The sequence below is a fragment of the Pyxidicoccus caerfyrddinensis genome (assembly GCF_010894405.1).
GTDB classification, from domain to species: Bacteria; Myxococcota; Myxococcia; order Myxococcales; family Myxococcaceae; genus Myxococcus; species Myxococcus caerfyrddinensis.
The window spans coordinates 42,147-59,486 of record NZ_JAAIYA010000010.1 but is presented as its reverse complement, the minus strand read 5'-3'; the positions used below and the strand labels follow the sequence as shown (position 1 = coordinate 59,486).

Genomic DNA, 17,340 nt, shown 5'->3' with positions numbered 1-17,340 from the left:
AGACCCCGAGGTCTCGCACCCATCCTGGAGCGCCATCATGAAACCCATCCCTGCTTCGACACGAGGCGTCCGTCTGGCGCCGCTGGCCCTGCTGTTGCTAGCCACGGCCTGTGACACCGGGAGCCCCGCGGCCACCGCGCACGCCCCGTCCCTGCCCGCGGTGAAGCTGGCCGCGACGGGCGGGTTCTCCGCCACGGTGCGGAGGACGTCGCACGGCATTCCCCACGTGCTGGCCCAGGACTACGCGGGCCTCGGCTACGGGTACGGCTACGCCTTCGCGCAGGACAACCTCTGCGAGCTGGCGCAGATCGTCGTCACCGTCAGCGCGCAGCGCTCCCAGTACTTCGGACCGGACGCGACGTACCCCGCCACGCTGGTCGGCAACATCCCCAACCTCAAGAGCGACTTCTTCTACCAGTCCATCAACGACGCGGGCACGGTGGAGGCGCTGGTGGCGCAGGCCCCGCCGCGCGGCCCGTCAGCGGAAGTGCGCGAGCTGGTCCGGGGCTATGTCGCCGGCTACAACCGCTACCTGCGCGAGACGGGCGTGGACGCGCTGCCGGACCCGCGGTGCCGGGGCGCGGCCTGGGTCCGTCCCCTCACCGAGCTGGACCTCTTCCGGCGCTACTACCAGCTCAGCCTGCTGGCCAGCTCCGGCGCGTTCCTCACCTCGATTGTCGACGCGCAGCCGCCCGGGCCACTGCCGGATGGCGCCCTGCCCGTGCCCCTCACCCTGCCCGACGTGCTCCCCGCCGGCGCGATTCCGAAGGCGACGGACCTGGGCATGGGCAGCAACGCCATCGGCCTGGGCCGCGAGGGCACGCGCAACGGCAACGGCATGGTGCTGGGCAACCCCCACTTCCCGTGGGAGGGCTCGGAGCGCTTCTACCAGGTCCACCTCACGCTCCCGGGCCAGCTCGACGTGAGCGGCGCCAGCCTGCTCGGGGTGCCGGCGGTGCTCATCGGACACAACGCGCACGTGGCCTGGAGCCACACCGTGTCCACGGGCTTCCGCTTCACCCCGTACGAGCTGAAGCTCGTCCCGGGCAGCCCGACGACGTACCTCTACAACGGCCAGCTCCAGCAGATGACGCCGCGCCCCACCACGGTGCTCGCACGCAAGGCGGACGGGACGCTGGAGCCGCGCACGCACACGTTCTACTGGACGCGCTTCGGACCGATGTTCGACTTCCCGGCCGGGTACATGACGTGGAACGCGCTCACCGGCTACGCGTTCCGCGACGTCAACGCGACCAACTTCCGCGTGTTGGACCAGTTCCTCGCCATGAACAGGGCCGGCAGCGTGGACGAGCTGCGACAGGCGCAGGACTACTGGCAGGGCATCCCCTGGGTGAACACCGTGGCGGCGGACGACCAGGGCCGCGCGTTCTACGCGGACTCCGCCGTCGTCCCGCACGTCACGGATGAAATGGTGGCGCGCTGCGTGCTCTCCCCGGTGGCGTTGCTCGTGTACCAGTCCGCGAAGCTCCCGGTGCTGGACGGCACCCGCGCGGACTGCGAGTGGGGCACGGACGCGGACGCGGTGGAGCCGGGCATGTTCGGCCCTGGCCGGATGCCGCACCTGGTGCGCCAGGACTACGTGACGAACTCCAACGACAGCTACTGGCTGTCCAACCCGGCCCAGCCGCTCACAGGGTATGACCGCATCATCGGCGACGAGAACGCCGCGCGCAGCCTGCGCACCCGGCTGGGGTTGAAGCTGGTGCAGGGGCGCCTGGCCGGCACGGACGGGCTGGAGGGCCAGCGCTTCACGCTGGAGCAGCTCCAGACGGTGATGTTCAACAACCGGAACCACTCCGGCGAGCTGCTTCGCGACGGCACGGTGGCCCTGTGCAAGCGCACGCCGTTCATCCTCGCGGAGGACGGGCGGCTGGTGGACGTGCGCGCCGCGTGCCCCGTGCTGGAGAAGTGGAACCTGCGCGGCGACCTGGACAGCGCGGGCGGCGTGTTGTGGCGCCAGTTCATCGCCCGCATCGTGCCCGTGACGGGCGGCCCGTACCTCGTGCCCTTCCTGCCCACGGACCCGGTGAACACGCCGCGCGGCCTCAACACGCTGCACCCGCAGGTGGTGCAGGCGCTCGGCGGCGCGGTGCAGGTGATGCGAGACCGCGGCCTCCCCCTGGACGTGTCGCCAGGCACGGTGCAGCGCGCCCACCGGAACGAGGCGCGCATTCCGTACCACGGCTGCGGTGACCCGGAGGGCTGCTTCAACGCGATGGGCGGGCGGCTCCTGCCGGACTACACCTACGTGCCCTTCCTCGGCACCAGCTTCGTGATGGCGGTGTCCTTCACCGACGCCGGTCCGGTGGGCCGCTCCGTGCTGGCCTACTCGCAGTCCAGCAGCCCGGCCTCGCCGTACTTCGCGGACCAGACGTGGCTGTTCTCCCGCAAGCAGTGGGTGGACATGCGCTTCACCGAGGCGGACATCGCCAGCGACCCGGAGCTCTCCGTTACGCTGTTGCAGGAGTAGCGCGGCTTCGACACAGGCCGCTTCGCCTGCAGTGAGGCGGAGCGGTCACTCCTCGGCGAGCAGCTTCTCGATGGCCTTGGCCACGTCCGCGTGGCCCTCCACGCCCTGCCATGCGGCCACGGCGCGGCCACGGCGGTCCAGCAGCACGGTGGTGGGCAGCGCGCGGATGTGGCCGAACGCAGTCTGGCCCTCGCGCATGACGTCGTTCGCCACCAGCACCGGGTAGCGGAGCGCGTAGTGGTCCGCGAAGGGCTGGAGCACCTTCTCGCCGTCCAGGTCCATGCCCACGGACACCACCTGGAAGCCCTTCGCGCCGTAGTCCTTCTGCAGGGCCTCCAGCGTGGGCATCTCCGCGAGGCACGGGAAGCACCACGTCGCGAAGAAGGAGACGAGCACCACCTTGCCACTGAGGGCGCGCGCGTCGTGCCGCGTGGGCCCCACCGACGGCAGGGCCAGCGCGTACAGGAAGGCGGGCCCCGCATCCACCGGCCTCGAGCCACGGCAGCCCGCCAGCCCCAACACCAGCAGGGCCGCGCAGACCCGGACTCGCGCGGCCGTCTTCATGCCGCCGTCGTCGGAGCCACGCCCGTGGCGCGCTGGCAGTCCTTGCACAGCCCGTACAGCTCCATCTTGTGCGACGTCACCTTGAAGCCGTGCTTGCGCGCCACCGCGTCCTGCATCGCCTCGATGCGGTCGTTCTCGAACTCGACGATGGTGCCGCACCGGGTGCAGATGAGGTGGTCGTGGTGCTCCCTGCCGGCCGCCGCCTCGTAGCGCGTCTGCCCGTCGCCGAAGTTGCGCGCGTGGGCCAGGCCGCACTCGTTGAGCAGCTTCATGGTCCGGTACACGGTGGCCACGGACACCTTCGTGTCCTGCTCGCGCACCTTGTTCCAGAGCTCCTCCACCGACAGGTGGCCGCCCACGGAGAAGAAGGTGTCGATGATGAGGCTGCGCTGCCGGGTGCTCTTCAGCCCGTGCTGCGCCATGTAGCGGGCCAGCACCTCATCCTTCGACTCATCGTGCTCATGGCTGTGGTGGCTGTGGCTCATGTCGGTTCCTTCAAACGCCCCGCGGGTCCGCGCCTGCATCGAGCTCCCTCGGTAGGGGGCCGACCCAGCCCACCCTCCGCTCCTGTTGTAACCGGTCCACGGGGCTGCCGCGACCCGCTTCATTCCGCAACGAAACGTTCCCTGCTGTCGAAGAAACCGTCATGGAAGAGTGTTGGTCTCCGAACGCGGGGGGCGAAATATCCCCGCCAGCCCCGGCTCGCAACGTCGGGCGAGCGGCGTCAGGGTGCGCTCGCGCCCCCGGCCGGCCGTCCCTCCGGCTTGCACTCGCCGGTAGCTGTTTAGAATGGAGTCGGACTGGCTCATTGACACCCGTCTGGCGGCGAAGATAGAGGCAACCGCCCTCGTAAACGAGCATTTTTCGGCGACTTTCCATGACCAGCCCCTGGCAGCGAAGACGACAGCCCGACGACGTACCTACCCCCGTGGCGGTTGCCGTCTCGGATTTCTGCAGGCGCGCGAAGTCGCCCGCCCCCGCCCCGGAGGTCCGCGAAGCGCTCGCCCTCCTGGCCGAGGACGATGACTTCCGCGTCCGCACCCTGACGGATGGAGAGCCCGAGGCCTCCCCGCTCGGCCCCTTCGCCGTCGTGGACATCCTCCGCGGCACCGCCCCCGCCCTGGCCGCCCAGCGGCAGGCGTGCGGCTTCTATGACGTGGCCCGGGAGCTGGCCTACGTGCGCGAGGAGAAGACGCCTCCGCCCGCCCCCGCTCCCAACGTGCCCGTCTTCGCCACGCCGCCCGCCGCCGAGGAAGGCGACGGGAAGGCAGGCAAGAAGGCAGGCAAGGCCGCGAAGCAGGAGGCCGCCGTCCAGGAGCGCATCGCCCCGCGCAAGCGCGCCACCCCCGAGTCCGACGCCGACGCCGAGTCCCTGCCCCCCGAGGACGGGGAGGACCTGGGCTTCCTGCGGCGCGATCTGCCCCGTCCCCGGGGCCGCTTCACCCGCGTGGAGGCGCCCCGGGCGTCCTTCATGGAGCTGACGCGCCTGAGCACCAAGCCGGCGGTGGAGGGCGCCCTGGAGGGTGCCGAGCACCGCTTCGCGCTGCTGCGCAACCTGTCGCAGCGCTACAACGGCTCGCGCGGCGAGCTGACGCTGGTGGACGTGGAGAACGTGCTCAAGGACCACGGGCTGCTGGAGGCCTTCACGGAGAAGGAGAAGAACCAGGTGCTGGCCGCGTACTCGGACCAGCGCGGGGCCGCCGGCCGCGTGGGCTGGTCCCTGGGGCTGAGCCCCTCCGAGCTGCAGCGGCTCATCTCCGTGCTCGGCATTGGCGACGAGGTGGAGGCCCTGCGCGAGCGCTTCCGCCGCGAGGCCCTGGCCACCTCGCACCTGACGCACCGGCTGGATCTGCTCGGCCGCGAGAAGTACCTCGCGGACCTGGGCATCCAGCGGAAGTTCTCCGACTCGCTCCGCAAGGAGCTGGAGCGACTGGTGGCCGACGAGTTCCCCGAGGCCACCGAGCTGCACGGGCTGGCGGATGCCGTGGGCCGCAAGCATGGCGCGCCCGCCGAGCTCGTCTTCCGCGCCTTCGAGCGCCTGGGCCTGGCGGATGGGCTGCGCAAGCGGCTCCTCGCCAGCGCCACCCCTTCAACACCCTGACGAGGCACTGACACCCATGCCCATCTACGAATACGCCTGCCAGAGCTGTGGAAAGACCATCGACGTGCTGCAGAAGATCTCGGACCCGACTCCGGCCGCCTGCACCGCGTGCGGCGCCGAGGGCTCCCTGACCAAGGTCGTCAGCCGCTCCAGCTTCGTCCTGAAGGGCGGCGGCTGGTACTCGGACCTGTACAGCTCCACCAAGAAGGACGGCGGCTCGTCGTCGAGCAGCGCGTCGAGCAGCACCTCCTCGAGCAGCGCGCCTTCCAGCACGTCTTCGAGCGACTCCTCGTCGTCGTCCTCGTCGTCCGCGAGCAGCACTCCCGCGCCCGCGGCGGCGGCGTCCGGCGACAAGAAGTAGCAATCGCGGGAAGGCGGAAAATTCGCCCCGGGCACGGGAGCGGCGCACACTTGCGTCCCGTGCCCTTCCCCCCTTCGAAGCGTCCTCCCCGCAACTGCGCCCTGTGTGGTCACCCGGAGCTGACGGATGCGCGCGGGCTCGGCCGGTTCCTCCTCGTCGCGGATCCGCTGGGCCGGGGCCCCGTCTGCCCTCCCCAGCGCGGCTGTCGCGGTGGCAGCAAGCGCGAGGAGCTGGCCCCGTCCCCGCTGACGCAGGCCGTTCGCTGAGCTAAGCAGGCACCCTCCCTCGCGGAGGTGCCATGCCGCTCAGCCGATTCCGACTGTCCTCCCTCGCCGTCCTTCTCTTCACCGCGCTCACCGCGGGCTGTGGCTCCTACACCCGGATGCCCCCCGAGGCCCGCACCTCGCTGGACCGCGCCCTCACAGGCCCGGAGGCGGTGCAGTACCTGCGCGTCTCCAGCCACGTCACCCCGTTCTTCGGTGACGCGTCCAAGCGCCTCCTCACGCCCTACGCGCCCGAGGACGTGCGCCTGTTGGATGACTCGAAGGGCAAGCCCATCAACCCCGGCGCGGTGGAGCGCATCCTCCCCGCCGGCACGAAGCTGCGAATCACCAAGGTGGAGTTCCCCACCTCGTGGGTGGTGGCCGAGCGCGTCCTCTACACCCCGCGCACCTGGCCCTGGGTGTACCTGGCCGAGGAGGGCGCGGCGCCGACTGCCCCGCCGCTGGTGCTGGTGCTGCCGCCGAACCTGGAGCGCCCGGAGGACTTCCGCGCGGAGCTGGAGAAGTACCTCGCGCCCCGCGAGCTGACGGCGCAGCTGGACGCCCTGCCCCCGGCCGTGAAGGAGGCCGTCCGCGAGAAGCGGCTGGTGCCCAACATGTCCATGGACGCGGTGCGCATGGCGTGGGGCCCGCCGGAGCGGGTGCTCCGCACGCTCGAGGGCTCGTCGAAGAACGAGGAGTGGACGTACCCGGGCGGCCGCCGCAAGGCCTTCCTCACCGACGGCCGGCTCGCCCGCGCCGAAGAGGCCGGCAAGCCGCTGTTCCCGTAGGGCGGTCTACTGCCGGCGGCGGCGCTTGTTGCCGCCCCGGCCCCCGCCCCCGCCGCCGGACTTGCGCGCGGCCTGGGCCTCGCCGGGACGGGTGAGGCGCGGCAGCTCGCCGGCCATGACGGGCCAGTACTCGCCCTTGAGCAGCTCCGCCACCAGCTCCGCCTGCGTCTTGATGTCGCGCTTGAAGAAGGTGGCGCCCCGGCCCACCTCGTCCAGCGAGCCGCGCGCGTCGCTGCCCCCGGTGCACGGGAGCTTCAGCGCCTCGGCGGCCTCCACGGCCAGGTCATTGGCGGTCTGCTTCACCCGGGCGTTGTAGCCCTCCACCGCGCTCAGCACGTTCAGCGAGCGGATGAAGTCCATGGCCGGGTTCTGCGAGTCCCTGTCGTACGGACGCGCGGCGACGATGGCGGCCCCCAGGGACTTCACCTTGGGCAGGCACTCGGCGGCGCTCCACGGCTTCTCGCGGTTGCTGCCCCACAGCTGCACGGGCTCGGGGGCCAGCTCCGGCTTCGGGAAGAAGCAGAGGTACTGGCCGCGGTCCGTCACCAGCTCCAGCCCGACGAAGACCTTCAGCTTGGACTTGGCGCCCAGGTCGAACAGCTCATCACAGCCGTCCTGGGTGTTCGTCTCGGTGAAGGCCACCCCGTCCAGGCCGAACAGCGCGGCCCGCTCCAGCACGTTGCGAGGATCCAGCTCGCAACCCTTGGACAGGTAGGAATGGGCGTGCAGGTCGATGAGCATGGGCGCCGCTCCCTAACAGGCCACACCCGGGCCTGTCGAGCCTGCCGCGCCCGCTGTCAGGACCTCAGGCGAAGGCGTAGGACTGGAAGGTCCCCTGCTTGGCCTGCGTGTTCTTCTCCTCGTAGGTGCGGATGAGGTACCCCATCAGCATCAGCGAGGACGTGTTCTCCAGCACCCGCGACGGGTCCTTGGAGATGAGATTCGCGCTGTAGTTCAGGAAGAACTGGGCCAGCTCCTCGCCCGCCTCCTTGACGATGAGCGCGTTGAGCGCAGTGGGCTCCATCGTGCGAATCGTATTGATGAAGTCTACCGCGAGATCCTTCTTGGTCTTCATGTCCACGGGCCTTCCCCCTTCCCCAACCGCCGCCTCACTCGCGGCCCCCTGCCCCGAGCGCCCCAGTCACACCAGGTGCGACTCGGGCAATCTAGGCACGCACCCCGCCCTGCAAACCCCCGCACCGGTTGGATCAATATCCGGGCGTCCGGGAAGCCGGGTTTTTGACACCTCTGGAAATCACGTGCCATAACCCCCTATTGTCCTTTGTCAGTACCGCACAAGGAGTGGCAGGCGATGTTCACGGGCGTGAAGGTCTTCTCCGCCACCAAGGCGAAGGAGCGCGAGGAGCTGGGTGAGAATGTCACCCGTTGGCTGAAGAGCAACGCGGATCTGGAGATTGTCGACCGCGTCGTCTGTCAGTCGTCCGACAATGAGTTCCACTGCTACACCCTCGTGCTCTTCTACAAGCACGGGAAGAGCCAGCAGCCGCAGCAGCCGTAGCCAGCCGCCGGAGGAAGGGGCGACTCCCCTCCCACCGGCCGGCCCCGACAAGCACCCGCCCGTCCCTACGGCTGGGGAACCACTTTCGGCACGTAGACGGAGACGCTGCGAGGCGGCAGCTCCACGACGGTCGCCGTCCCCTCGAGCGTCAGCTCGCGGCCACTGAAGATGTCCGCGTACGTCCCCTTCCCCGCCGCGAGGCCGGCCACCAGGTCGATCTCCAGCGGCGGCCGCAGCACGGTGCCGCGGTTGATGACCACGATGGCGCCCCGCCCGTCCGGAAGGCTCCGCTGGAAGATGTAGAGGTCGCTCTCCACGCGCAGCGTGTGACGGGCGCCCGTCTGCAGCGCCTCATTCGCGGCCCGCGCCTGGCCCAGCTTCTGGACCAGCGCCAGCAGCTCCCCTTCCATGGGCTCCAGCATGGTGCCGAAGCGCATCATCCGCCGGTTGTCCGGGTCGCCCGCGCCTGGCATGCCCACCTCGTCGCCGTAGTACACGAGCGGCACACCCGGCTGGGTGAGCAGGAAGGTGAAGGCGTACTTCGCCTTCTCGAAGGCGGCCGCGTCCGTGATGGTTGCCGGCGGGCGCGAGTTGCTGAACGGGTCTCCCCCGGCGCCGTCGAGCTGCTTGGCCGCCTGGGACATGAAGCGCGCCACGTCATGGTTGCCCAGGAAGGGCGAGTTGAGCGTGCCCGGCGCGTAGAAGACCTCGTTGGCGCGCACGGCCGTGTCCACGACGCTCAGCGGCTCGCCGTCCGCGAAGGCGCGGCGGATGGGCCAGTACAGGGGGAAGTCGAACTGGCCGTCCAGCTCGCGCGGGCTGATGTAGCGGGCAATCTGCGAGCGACCGTCCTCGCCCACGAAGGTCTCCCCCACGAGGTAGAACTCGGTGCCCGTCATGGCGGTGATTTCCTTCAGCCGCCCGCGCAGCGTGCGCCCCGCCACCTGGTCCATGTGCTTCACGGCGTCCATGCGGAAGCCGTCGAAGTCCGCCGCCTCCAGCCACCACAGCGTGTCGTCGACGAACTGATCCACCATGTCCGACGAGCGCCAGTTGAAGTCCGGCAGGTAGTTGGTGAACTTGCAGGTGAGGCGCTTCTCCTCCCAGTCGCAGTCCTGGGTGCCGCACACGCAGCTGGCGGACGTGTTGAACCAGCCGTCGCCCTGGTGCTGAATCCAGTACGGGTGCTCCTGGTGCACGTGGTTGAGCACCAGGTCCGCGATGACGCGGATGCCCTTCTTGTGGGCGGCGGCGGTGAGCGCGCGCAGCTCCTCCAGTGAGCCGAAGCGGTGCTGGGTGGTGCGCGGCTTGGACGGCCAGTACCCGTGGTAGCCCGCGTAGTACTTGCCGCCGGTGCCGACGAAGCGCCCCTCCGGGTTCTGGTCCACGGGGGAGATCCACAGCGTCTTCACGCCGAGCTCGCTGAAGTAGCCCGCGTCGAGCTTCTCGGTGATGCCGGCGAAGTCACCGCCCTGGTAGTTGGCGATGGGGTCCACGTCCGCCACCGGCCCGTCGTTATCCGCCCGGGCGTTGTTGAAGCGGTCCGTGAAGGCGAAGTACATCAGCCCCGACTCCCACCGGAACTTCTTCGCCTCCGCCCAGAAGGGCAGATAGAGCGGCGTGGCCTCGCGGCCCTGGGCGTCCTTCGCCGTCACCTTCACGTGGTGCTTGCCCACGGGGGCGACGTCGTCGAGGCGGAAGATGCCGGTGCTCCGGTCGAACGCGTCGGGCTTCTCCACGCCGTCCAGGGAGAGGGTGACGCCCTCCTTCGCGGGGCCGGCCTCGTCCGTGCCGTCCAGGTAGGCGACCTCCACCTCCAGCTTGCCGTCCTCCTTCACCACGAAGCGCCGCAGCTCCAGCGCCGGCTGCCGGCAGTCCGGCACGGTGAGCTTCGAGTACTCCTCCGCGCGCACCCAGCGGGTGAACGGGTTCTGGGGGTCCATCAGCTGCTTCTCGCCCAGCTGGAAGCGGTAGCCGTAGTCGCGCGGCTCCAGCCCCTCCAGGCGCGCCGTGAAGACGCCGTCGCCGCGGTCCGCGAGCTTCAGCGGGTTGGTGGAGGAGAAGCCATCCCACTCGCCAATGACGGACACGGTGCCCTGCACGGACTGCTGCGGGGCATAGGTCAGCGTCACCTCGCAGGTCCGGACGGGGATGGAATCTTCGGAGTCACCGCAGGCGGCGGCGACGAGCAGCGCCGGAAGCGCCAGGGCGCGGGGGAAGCGGAAGGGCGTCATGCGAGCACCTTTCTACGGGAGCCCCGCTCGCTTTTCCAAGCCCGGGGGGCCGAAGGGCTTGACTCGCCGCGTCGTGACCCGGCGCCTACTGGGACTCGTACTCCTGGAGGACGCGGAGGACGCGGCTGGCCTGGGGGTGGTCCCCCGGGGCCAGCTCCAGGAAGCGGCGGTAGTGCTTCGCCCCCTCCTCCCGGTGGCCCAGGCGGGCCTCCACGGAGCCCAGCAGCAGATGGCACTCGGAGTTGAGGGGCTCGTCCGCCACGCACTCGCGGGCCCGCGCGCGTGCGGCCTCGTACTTCCCACTCTTGAACAGGGCCTGCGCCGCGCCGAGGACCGACTCCGCCTTGCGCTCCGCGGGGGCGGCTTCCTGCGAGGCGGCCGGCGTCGCCTTCTTGTCCTGCCGGGAGGCGCCGGGGCTCCGGGGCAGCGCCTGCGCGCGGAACGCCGGGGTGCCGCGCTCCGAGAGAGGACGTGACTTCTCCACGTGCACCCGCACCGCGCCCTCGTTGTCGGAGGGGTCGTCGTCGACGAAGCCGCAGTGCAGGCCGCGCACGCCGGTGATGCGCACCTCGTCGCCCTGAGACAGCAGGAAGCGCATGGCGCGGTCCGGCGGCGTCTCCTCCGGCTTCACCTGCTGCACACAGGCCACCGTGAGCGCCGGGCCCTGCGCGCGGCCGCGCGTGAAGGCGCCCTCTCCCACCGGCTCCACCGTCAGCCGGTAGGTCTCCTCTGGCAGCAGGCCCGTGAGGAGCTGGGTCCGGTCCATCGCCGCCGTCATCCACTCCGGGTGGAGGGTGAAGCGCTGGACCTCGCCCGTCCGCACGCGCGTGGCCGTCACGATGCGCTCGGGCAGGTCGTCCCGGGTGGTGGGGGCGCCCAGCGTGAAGAGCATCACCCCGGAGGCGCCATGGATGACCTCCGGCTTGCGGGACACCATGCCCACCGCCGCCTGGGCCTCCACGCCCTGCCCCGTGAGGAGGAAGAAGAGCGGAGGCATGGACCGGCCGCGGTCCGCGTCGGTGACGAGGGTGGTCTCCGCGAGCCGCCACTCCGCCTGCGGGTCCAGCGTCCCCAGGGCGGCGAGCGCGGACGACACCCGGAACACATGCTGCCGGGCTTCCAACGGGAAGGAGTCCACCGGCCACGCGACGGCGGCCGGTGCAGGGGACGCAGCCGGCGCGGTCTTGGGTGGAACGGCCCCGGTGGCCGCGCGCACGGAAGGGGGCGCGGGCTTCAGCGACGCCGGAGGCGGGGGCGTGCCCGCTTCCTCCTGCGCCGCCCAGTCCGCCTGGAGCCACGTGAAGGCCAGCCCCAGCAGTCCGGCCACGCCCAGCAACGCCACGCCGCCCACCACCGTCGACAGGCTGAGGCCGTTCGGGCGGAGCCGTTCGTGGGCCAGCTCGGTGGGGGGCTCCTTCACGGGCACCACCGGCGCCGGGGCCTTCGGCTCCTCCTCGAGGTTCTCGAGTGTGTGCGGCTCGGTGGTGAGCTGCGGCGCCGCCAGCTCGGTGGGCCGGGGCAGCGGCGGCGCGGCCCTCCACACGGACAGCTCCTCCAGGAAGGATGGAGGCACCTGGGTGTCGCCGCCTTCCGCGGCAATCTCCTCGCGGAACAGCTCGCGCAGCAGGTACGCGACGGACATGGACGAGAAGCGCGGCGCGGAGGTGTAGAGGAAGCCGGCCAGCGCGTCGCCCAGGGCGTGGGCGGACTCGAAGCGGTCCTCCTTGTTCAGCGCGAGCGCCTTCTGGAGGATGGCGTCCAGCTTCGCGGGCAGGTCCGGCCGCACTTCGCGGGGGCGCGGCAGTGCCTGGCGGCTGACCAGCTTGCGCATCACCACGTACTCGGGCCCCTCCAGTGGAAGGCGCCCGCAGGCGAGGAGGAAGAGCACCACGCCCGCGGCCCAGACATCCGTGCGCGCATCCACCTGCTCTCCGCGCGCCTGCTCCGGCGAGAAGAAGAGGTACTTGCCCTTCACCACGCCCGGCGCGGTGTCGAAGCTGCGCAGCGAGCGCGCCTTGGCGATGCCGAAGTCGACGATCTTGACCTGGCCCTCGTAGCTGACGAGCACGTTGTCGGGGGAGATGTCCCGGTGGACGATGCCGAGCGGCCGGCCCTTCTCGTCGGTGCGCGTGTGCGCGTAGTGCAGGCCCCGGCACATCTCCAGGGCGATGAAGGTGGCGACGGGCGCGGGCAGGCACGAGAAGCCGGAGCGCAGCGCGCGCTTCATGATGCGGTGGAGCGGCTGACCGTCCACGTACTCCATGGCGAGGAAGTAGTCCCCGTCCACCTGACCGAAGTCGAAGACCTGTGCCACGTTGCCGTGCGACAGCGACGCGGAGATGCGCGCCTCGCTGATGAACATGGAGATGAAGGCCTCGTCGCCCGCGAACTCGGGCAGCACCTTCTTGATGAGCACGGGCTTGGTGACACCGGCGGCGCCCATCAGCCGGGCACGCCAGGTCTCCGCCATTCCCCCCTGGCCGATGCGGGCCTGCAGCTCGTACCGGCCGAAATGTTTCCCCTGCTCGCTTGCCATGGCGCGCGTACCGTAGCGCCCTGGCGGGGCGGTTGTAGAGTCCCGTGGCCGATGCCGTTCGCGCCGCATGGATGAAGCCGTCGGCGTGCCGCGGCGGATCAACCGGCGGGAATCCCAGGCGATGCGCTCGGCCGGCCCCGTGCTATGTTCCGCGCCGTGGCAAGTCTGGGAGACGAGGACGGGGACGAGCTGGTCAGAACCGATGCCCTTCCGGCCATCCGCACCCCTCGCGTCCGCATGCGGCTGGCGGTGCTGACGGGGCCGGATGCCGGCAAGGCCTATCCGCTGTTGCCAGGGCGCTACCGCATCGGCGCCGAGGCGACGTCGGACATCGTGCTCCCGGACCGGGCCGTCTCGCGCCAGCACCTCATCCTCGAGGTGCGGGATGATGGCGTGCGCGCGGTGGACCCGGGCTCGCGCAACGGCTCCTTCTGCGAGGGCATGCGCTTCTCCGAGCTGGAGGTCCGCCCCGGCGCGGTCCTCACCCTGGGCACCACCGAGCTGAAGCTGGTGCCGGAGGGCGAGAAGTCACGCACCATGCCCCTGTCCACGCGCGGCAGCTTCGGCGGGCTGGTGGGCAACAGCCGGCGCATGCGCGAGGTCTTCACGCTGCTGGAGCGGTTGGCCGCCGGTGAGTCCGACGTGCTCATCCAGGGCGAGACGGGCACGGGCAAGGAATTGTGCGCGGAGGCCATCCACGCGCACAGCGCCCGGAGCAAGGGGCCCTTCGTCATCGCCGACCTGGCGGGCATCGCCCCGCAGCTGCTGGAGAGCGAGCTGTTCGGCCACGTGAAGGGCGCCTTCACCGGCGCCAACACGGACCGCGCGGGCGCCTTCGAGCGGGCCCACGGTGGCACCCTCTTCCTCGACGAGGTGGGCGAGCTGCCGCTGGAAGTGCAGCCGCGCCTCTTGCGCGCGCTGGAGCGCCGGCAGGTCAAGCGCGTGGGCGCCAACGACTACCGCACCGTCAACGTGCGCGTGGTGGCGGCCACGCACCAGGACCTCGAGGGCGCGGTGAAGAACGGCGCGTTCCGTGGAGATTTGTTCCACCGGCTCGCGGTGCTGCGCGTGATGCTGCCCCCGCTGCGCGAGCACCCGGAGGACATCCCGCTGCTCATCGACACCGTGCTGACGCGCATGGGTCGCCCGCCCAGCGCGCTGTCGGACCAGACGCGCGCGCTGCTCGCCCAGTACCCGTGGCCGGGCAACGTGCGAGAGCTGCGCAACGTGGTGGACCGCGTCGTCAACCTGGGCGAGGAGGCGCTGCCGGACATCCCCGACGTGCCCGCGCGCGCCGTGGACGACGACCCGGAGAACACGGTGCCCATGGCCCTGGACCTCCCCTTCAAGGAGGCCAAGGAGCGACTCATCGAGGGCTTCGAGCGGGACTACCTGCGCACCCTCCTGGAGCGCTGCGAGGGCAACGTGTCCCGCGCGTCGCGCGAGGCCGGCATCGACCGCGTCTACCTGCGCAAGCTGCTGCGCAAGCACGGGCTGGACAGCGCCTAGTCCTGGCTGTGGTCCTCGCGCTTGCCGTCCTTCACCCGGCCCAGGTCGCGCGTATTGAGGAGCTCGACGAAGTCCGTCACGCGGGGCCCATCCGGGGCCAGCTCCTGGGCGAGGAAGGCGGACACGCTCGAGGCCGCGCCCACTTCACGCGTGCGGACATGGAGGAAGTTCGTCGCCGTCTCCGCCTTGTGACACCCGCTGCACGTGGCCTTCGCGAAGGCGTGCCGCACCTCCTCCGTCACTCCGGGCACCTGCCACAGGCTGCCCGCGGGCACCGGCGCCGCGCCCGCGCGGAAGGGCGCTCGCCGCCACCGGACGGGCACCTCGTGCGTGCCCGCGAGGATGGCGCTCGCATTCTGGGCGGCCCAGTCCCCCAGCGTCTGTGAGCCGTTGAGGGCCGCGTCCACCTCCTGCTTCACCGTGTCCGGCGTCAGGAAGCCCGAGGGGCCGAGGACGAACTCCCGCATCTCCCACTCCTGCGGGGTGGCCGGTGACAGGGGAACCTCGTTGGTGCGCAGCTGGAGCAGCGCGCTGCCGTTATGCCGCCTGGACGCGGCGCCCCGCCGCGTGAACCGGCGCGTCGCCTCGAACAGCTGCTCGTTGTACTTCGGGCCGAAGGGCTCCTGCCCGAGCGCCTGGAAGCGCTTCGCCCAGACGAGGATGTCCGCCGCGCCGGTGATGGGCAGCCCGTACTCGAAGATGACGGTGAAGGGCTTGCGCTCGCCGTTGGGGCCGAGCACCCCGAAGACGAAGCGCCCCTCGCCCGCGCGGCCCGGCTCGCCCAGCCTGGGCAGGCGCCGCAGGTCCGGACGGTAGACGATGGCCAGCAACCGGAAGGGCGCCTTGCCGAAGTCGAGCACGCAATGCATGTCCGTGCCGGTGCAGCCGCTGGCCGCGCGCCACGGGTCGATGACGAGCGAGCGGATGGCCGGGCGCGCCGGGACCTGCTGACCGTTGACGAGCTGATCGTGCTCCCACGTGCGCAGCCAGTGCAGCACGAACAGCGACCGCGCGTGGTCCCTCTCTCGCCCCTTCAGCCTGTACAGCGCATCCGGCAGCATGTTGTCGATGAGCCGGCCGAAGCTCCAACCGCCGTCGGGCTCGGTGTTCGTCTTCCTGGGGTTCCACTTCGTGAAGCGCGCGTCATCCACCACGCTTACGTCGGTGACGAACAACTGTCGCGCCGGGTCGATGGAAGTGCTGTCCACCGCCTGCCGGAGTGTCTCGGTGGCCGCGACTTCCTCCCGTCCGTCCTCGGATGGACCGCAGGCCGCGAGGGCGAGGACGCAGACGGTGAGCCGCCTCAGCCAGGAATGGGGTGCGACGGCGCGCGGCCGCCTGATGGGTTTCGGGGATGACATGAGGGCTTCTCCCGCGGGGATGGGGAACACCCGGGTGGCACGCAAGGACAGACATGCCATCCGGGCTTGCGAGAAATAGGCACGCACCCACGAGCGACAAGCCGCGCCAGTCCACGTGTTCACATGACACGGTGTTCCCATCGGGCAGCCATCACTGCCACCTCCCTCGAGTCTCACGCACTGGAGGGAGCCGTCGTTCCCGGTTCTCCTTTGGCTCGCACTCCGCAGAGACCCTGGGGAGGCTCGACATGCGACGGGTGGAAGCCGGCTCGCCCGCCAGGGCTGTACGCCTTGAGCGCGGGGCCCCCGTGCACAGCGTTCGGGAGCTGCCATGCTCCCTCCCTCTTCCCGACCCGTCCTCGCGGCGCTGTCCCTGCTCGCCGCGCTCCTGTCCACCGGCTGCGGCGACCGCGCCACGGAGGGCGCTCCCGCGGGTCCCGTCCCGCGCATCTGGACGCTGCGGCACCTTCGAGAGGATGCGGCCGCCTGGCGACCGCTCCCGGACGGGCTCGCGGCCCTCGCCGTCGGTGCGCCCGTCACGCCTCGTGGGCGGCCACTGCCGCAGTGGTCGCCGCCCTACCACCGCCTGGAGCGGCTCCAGGCCCAGGGCCAGGACGGCTTCAACGTCCTCCCCGCCTTCCGCGAGGGGCGGCCCGTGGCCCTCGCCGTGCTCGAGGTCTGGGAGCACGTGCCGGAGGTCTGGGTACAGCCGTGGTACGTGCTCGTCACCGAGTACGACCCGGCGCGGCCGGACGCGCACCGGCTGGCGGGAGCGCTGCCGCTGGTGGACATCGGCGAGGACAGCGTCTTCTACAGCCCCTTCTGGGAAGTGACGTACGTCGTCGTCCCCCGGGACACGCCGCCGGACCGCTATCGCAGCGCCGTGGACCTCTACTCCTCGGGCCTGCCCATGCACCGGGGAGGCGGGCTGCTCGCACCGCTGGCGCCGGCCGACGTGGTGCCCGCCATGGCGGAAGGCGGCGTGACGGCGCTGCGCCCGCTCTCCGGTGACAGCGTGGGCGCCCCTGGCAGGGGCGAGGTCTGGCTGCGGGGACGGCGCGTGACGTACCTCGACTTCGGCACGCGGGCCTTCACCTGGAACACGAAGGCGGAGCGCAACGGCGTGGTGGACGAGGCGCCCCTCTACCTCTTCGCCACCGTGGACACGACTGGACGCGCGGTGCCGCTGGGGCTGCCCCCGGTGCTGGGCTCGGGCGGCCGCACCGGACCGCCTCGCACGGGAGCGCTGATGCGCCCGCACGTGGTGCTGCTGCCACCCGGCGCGGCCCCCTTCATCCCGTCCGAGCTGGGCGCGCTCAAGGCGGAGCTGCGCGAGCGCGGCGTCCCCGTGGTGGACGCGCACCCCACGGCGGAGCAGCTCGCCGAGGCGAAGGACTACGTGTTGCGCGTGGCGCTCAACCCGGAGTGCTTCCAGGAGCTGACGCGCTTTCCCCAGGCGTGCCAGTGGCTGGACTCGAGGGCAGCGGTGGAGGGCAGCGTGGAGCCCGCGGCCGTGTTCCCCCAGGACGTGCTCTTCACCGCGCCCGTGCTCCCCTTCGCGGGCTGGACGCCGGGCTCGTGAACGAGTGGCGCCTGTATTTCTACAGTCACCC

Annotated in this window: 15 protein-coding genes; 8 read left to right on the top strand and 7 right to left on the bottom strand. The window is 71.0% G+C overall.

Features of this window, described 5'->3' with window-relative positions:
• The first annotated feature begins 37 nt into the window (after positions 1–37).
• Entirely contained in the window at positions 38–2,491 is a 2,454-nt protein-coding gene (locus G4D86_RS24490; RefSeq protein ID WP_163996437.1) for a penicillin acylase family protein, read from the top strand.
• A gap of 45 nt (positions 2,492–2,536) precedes the next feature.
• On the opposite strand, the gene G4D86_RS24485 is transcribed toward G4D86_RS24490, so the two are convergent.
• Positions 2,537–3,055: a TlpA family protein disulfide reductase gene (locus G4D86_RS24485; RefSeq protein WP_163996436.1), complete on the bottom strand. Its 519-nt coding sequence runs from the start codon at positions 3,053–3,055 to the stop codon at positions 2,537–2,539.
• Positions 3,052–3,540 carry a Fur family transcriptional regulator gene (locus G4D86_RS24480; protein ID WP_205519718.1) on the bottom strand — a complete coding sequence of 163 codons (489 nt, stop codon included), beginning with the start codon at positions 3,538–3,540 and terminating at the stop codon, positions 3,052–3,054. Before G4D86_RS24480 ends, G4D86_RS24485 begins: the two co-directional genes overlap by 4 nt.
• A 443-nt stretch (positions 3,541–3,983) precedes the next feature.
• Between G4D86_RS24480 and G4D86_RS24475 the strand changes: the two genes are divergently transcribed.
• Genes G4D86_RS24475 through G4D86_RS24460 form a run of 4 tightly spaced genes read left to right on the top strand, consistent with a single transcriptional unit; the run spans position 3,984 to position 6,568 of the window.
• Positions 3,984–5,156, top strand: a complete 1,173-nt coding sequence (locus G4D86_RS24475) for a hypothetical protein (protein WP_240360452.1) — start codon at positions 3,984–3,986, stop codon at positions 5,154–5,156.
• A 16-nt stretch (positions 5,157–5,172) separates the two neighbouring features.
• Complete coding sequence (locus G4D86_RS24470) at positions 5,173–5,517, top strand: FmdB family zinc ribbon protein (protein ID WP_163996435.1); 345 nt, start codon at positions 5,173–5,175, stop codon at positions 5,515–5,517.
• A gap of 59 nt (positions 5,518–5,576) precedes the next feature.
• Entirely contained in the window at positions 5,577–5,783 is a 207-nt protein-coding gene (locus tag G4D86_RS24465; RefSeq protein WP_205519730.1) for a hypothetical protein, read from the top strand.
• A 32-nt stretch (positions 5,784–5,815) separates the two neighbouring features.
• Positions 5,816–6,568 (top strand): hypothetical protein, encoded by a 753-nt coding sequence (locus tag G4D86_RS24460; protein WP_163996433.1) that lies wholly within the window; start codon positions 5,816–5,818, stop codon positions 6,566–6,568.
• A gap of 6 nt (positions 6,569–6,574) precedes the next feature.
• On the opposite strand, the gene G4D86_RS24455 is transcribed toward G4D86_RS24460, so the two are convergent.
• Positions 6,575–7,309: a PHP-associated domain-containing protein gene (locus tag G4D86_RS24455; protein ID WP_163996432.1), complete on the bottom strand. Its 735-nt coding sequence runs from the start codon at positions 7,307–7,309 to the stop codon at positions 6,575–6,577.
• A gap of 64 nt (positions 7,310–7,373) precedes the next feature.
• Complete coding sequence (locus tag G4D86_RS24450) at positions 7,374–7,649, bottom strand: hypothetical protein (protein WP_163996431.1); 276 nt, start codon at positions 7,647–7,649, stop codon at positions 7,374–7,376.
• A gap of 231 nt (positions 7,650–7,880) precedes the next feature.
• Here G4D86_RS24450 and G4D86_RS24445 point away from each other — a divergent pair, with 231 nt between their 5' ends.
• Positions 7,881–8,087 (top strand): hypothetical protein, encoded by a 207-nt coding sequence (locus G4D86_RS24445; protein ID WP_163996430.1) that lies wholly within the window; start codon positions 7,881–7,883, stop codon positions 8,085–8,087.
• Between the two features lie 65 nt (positions 8,088–8,152).
• Here the strand turns inward: G4D86_RS24445 and G4D86_RS24440 are convergent, their stop codons facing one another.
• Positions 8,153–10,321 carry an alpha-amylase family glycosyl hydrolase gene (locus G4D86_RS24440; protein WP_163996429.1) on the bottom strand — a complete coding sequence of 723 codons (2,169 nt, stop codon included), beginning with the start codon at positions 10,319–10,321 and terminating at the stop codon, positions 8,153–8,155.
• An 85-nt stretch (positions 10,322–10,406) separates the two neighbouring features.
• Positions 10,407–12,857, bottom strand: a complete 2,451-nt coding sequence (locus tag G4D86_RS54155; protein ID WP_163996428.1) for a protein kinase domain-containing protein — start codon at positions 12,855–12,857, stop codon at positions 10,407–10,409.
• 144 nt (positions 12,858–13,001) lie between these two features.
• Between G4D86_RS54155 and G4D86_RS24430 the strand changes: the two genes are divergently transcribed.
• The gene (locus tag G4D86_RS24430; protein WP_163996427.1) at positions 13,002–14,366 is read left to right on the top strand and encodes a sigma 54-interacting transcriptional regulator; all 1,365 of its coding nucleotides are present in this window, start codon (positions 13,002–13,004) and stop codon (positions 14,364–14,366) included.
• Here the strand turns inward: G4D86_RS24430 and G4D86_RS24425 are convergent.
• Positions 14,363–15,727 (bottom strand): hypothetical protein, encoded by a 1,365-nt coding sequence (locus G4D86_RS24425; RefSeq protein WP_163996426.1) that lies wholly within the window; start codon positions 15,725–15,727, stop codon positions 14,363–14,365. The two genes, G4D86_RS24430 and G4D86_RS24425, sit on opposite strands and share 4 nt — an antisense overlap.
• A 331-nt stretch (positions 15,728–16,058) precedes the next feature.
• Here G4D86_RS24425 and G4D86_RS24420 point away from each other — a divergent pair, with 331 nt between their 5' ends.
• Complete coding sequence (locus G4D86_RS24420) at positions 16,059–17,309, top strand: hypothetical protein (protein ID WP_163996425.1); 1,251 nt, start codon at positions 16,059–16,061, stop codon at positions 17,307–17,309.
• The last annotated feature ends 31 nt before the right edge of the window (positions 17,310–17,340 follow it).